Below are 2,788 nucleotides of genomic sequence, written 5' to 3'. Positions count from 1 at the left end.
AAGTTCTTTGACATATTGGTAGAGAGAAAAGAAAAAGAGAAGAGGACAGCAGGGGCATTTCCTATACTTTATTGTATTTGGGACTGCCTCAGGCAGCCGCATACGGGCAAAAGGCGTATGCGGCGGAGAAAGTAAATAAGGGCACACGGGGGATGCCTAGGCTCCCAGAGGCGATGAAGGACGTGATAAGCTGCGATAAGCCACGGGTATCGGCAAATGCGAAATGATCCGTGGATTTCCGAATGGGGCAACCCGGCATGCTGAAGGCATGCCATACCGCTTGGCGGTAAGCGAACGCGCTGAACTGAAACATCTAAGTAGGCGTAGGAGGAGAAAACAAGAGTGATTCCGCAAGTAGTGGCGAGCGAACGCGGAACAGCCCAAACCGGTATTGTTACGGCAATACCGGGGTTGTAGGACTGTGCTATGGTTACACCGGCGTAAAGTGGAAGCAGATGGGAAGCTGCACGGTATGGGTGATAGTCCCGTAGACGTAAGCAAAGGTGGCCTAACAGTATCCTGAGTAGGGCGGGACCGGAGGAATCCTGCCTGAATCAGCCGGCACCATCCGGCAAGGCTAAATACTCCTGGGAGACCGATAGTGTACCAGTACCGTGAGGGAAAGGTGAAAAGGACCCCGAACAGGGGAGTGAAAAGAACCTGAAACCGTGTGCCTACAATCGGTCGGAGTCCCGACAAGTCGGGATGACGGCGTGCCTTTTGCATAATGAGCCTACGAGTTACACTTCACCGGCAAGGTTAAGCCCTTCAGGGGCGTATCCGCAGCGAAAGCGAGTCTTAACAGGGCGCATAGTCGGTGGAGGTAGACGCGAAACCTAGTGATCTACCCTTGGGCAGGTTGAAGTTGCGGTAACACGTAATGGAGGACCGAACCGATAAACGTTGAAAAGTTTCCGGATGACCTGAGGGTAGGGGTGAAAGGCCAATCAAACTGGGAAATAGCTCGTACTCCCCGAAATGTTTTTAGGAACAGCGTGGCGTTTAGTCTGTCAGAGGTAGAGCTACCGATTGGGTGCGGGGGAGTCAAATCCTACCAAATCCAGACGAACTCCGAATACTGGTAGATATGCGCTGCAGTGAGGCACCGGGTGCTAAGGTCCGGTGCCGAGAGGGAAAGAACCCAGACCACCGGCTAAGGTCCCCAAATCCGTTCTAAGTTGGACTAACGAGGTCCGGCTGCCCAGACAGCTAGGATGTTGGCTTGGAAGCAGCCATCCATTTAAAGAGTGCGTAACAGCTCACTAGTCGAGCGGCCGGGCGTGGATAATAAACGGGCATCAAGGACGGTACCGAAGCTGTGGATTTGTACAGGCGACTGTACATCTGGTAGGGGAGCATTCCATGCGGGGGGAATGGACGGGGTGACCTGTCCTGGACTGCATGGAAAAGCAAATGTAGGCATGAGTAACGATAAGGGGGGTGTGATACCCCCCCACCGAAAGACCAAGGTTTCCTGATCAACGCTAATCGGATCAGGGTCAGTCGGGGCCTAAGGCGCACCCGAAAGGGGCAAGCCGATGGACAACGGGTCAACATTCCCGTACCCTTGTATACTGCGATGCGGTGACGTAGGAGTGGCACTGCCGCGCACTGACGGAATAGTGCGTTGAAGGCCGTAGGTATAGGACACGTAGGCAAATCCGCGTATCCTGCCGAAAGCCGACAGTACCGCGACCCTCCGGGGGAGCGGACAGCGCAGGTAATCATACTACCGAGAAAACCCGCTAAGCTCCAGGTATACAAGGCCCGTACCGCAAACCGACACAGGTGGTCGAGGAGAGGATCCTCAGGTGCTCGAGTGAACCATGGCTAAGGAACTCGGCAAAATGGCCCTGTAACTTCGGGAGAAGGGGCGCTTCCTCCACCAAGGTGGAGAAGCCGCAGTGAAAAGGCCCAGGCGACTGTTTAACAAAAACATATGGCTTTGCGAAATCGCAAGATGAAGTATAAGGCCTGACACCTGCCCGGTGCCGGAAGGTTAAGAGGGGATGTCATCCGCCAGCTGGCGGAGAAGCATTGAATCGAAGCCCCGGTAAACGGCGGCCGTAACTATAACGGTCCTAAGGTAGCGAAATTCCTTGTCGGGTAAGTTCCGACCTGCACGAATGGTGTAACGATCTGGGCGCTGTCTCAGCCATGGGCTCGGTGAAATTGTGGTGCCGGTGAAGACGCCGGCTCCCCGCAACGGGACGGAAAGACCCCATGAACCTTCACTATAGCTTAACATTGTGACTGGGTGCAGGATGTGTAGGATAGGCGGGAGTATATGAAGCGTGTTCGCCAGGACGCGTGGATACGCCCTTGAAATACCGCCCTTTCTGTATCCGGTTTCTAATCCCGTTAACCGGGAGACATTGTTTGGTGGGTAGTTTGACTGGGGTGGTCGCCTCCAAAAAGGTAACGGAGGCTTTCAAAGGTGGGCTCAGTACGCTTGGTAACCGTACGCGGAGTGCAATGGCATAAGCCCGCTTGACTGTGAGGCCAACAAGCCGATCAGGGTCGAAAGACGGACATAGTGATCCGGTGGTTCTGTATGGAAGGGCCATCGCTCAAAGGATAAAAGGTACTCTGGGGATAACAGGCTGATCTCCCCCAAGAGCTCATATCGACGGGGAGGTTTGGCACCTCGATGTCGGCTCGTCACATCCTGGGGCTGGAGAAGGTCCCAAGGGTTGGGCTGTTCGCCCATTAAAGTGGCACGCGAGCTGGGTTCAGAACGTCGCGAGACAGTTCGGTCCCTATCTGTTGTGGGCGTTGGAAGTTTGAG

The 2,788-nt window shown here is 54.7% G+C and carries 1 rRNA gene; it reads left to right on the top strand.

Going from position 1 to position 2,788, the window contains the following annotated elements:
* Nucleotides 1-125: 125 nt before the first annotated feature.
* A 23S ribosomal RNA gene (locus G5B00_RS17740) occupies nucleotides 126-2,788 on the top strand; the annotation flags it as partial.

The organism is Parapedobacter sp. SGR-10, assembly GCF_011030405.1.
Taxonomy (GTDB): domain Bacteria; phylum Bacteroidota; class Bacteroidia; order Sphingobacteriales; family Sphingobacteriaceae; genus Sphingobacterium.
This window is presented reverse-complemented; position numbering and strand designations above follow the sequence as displayed.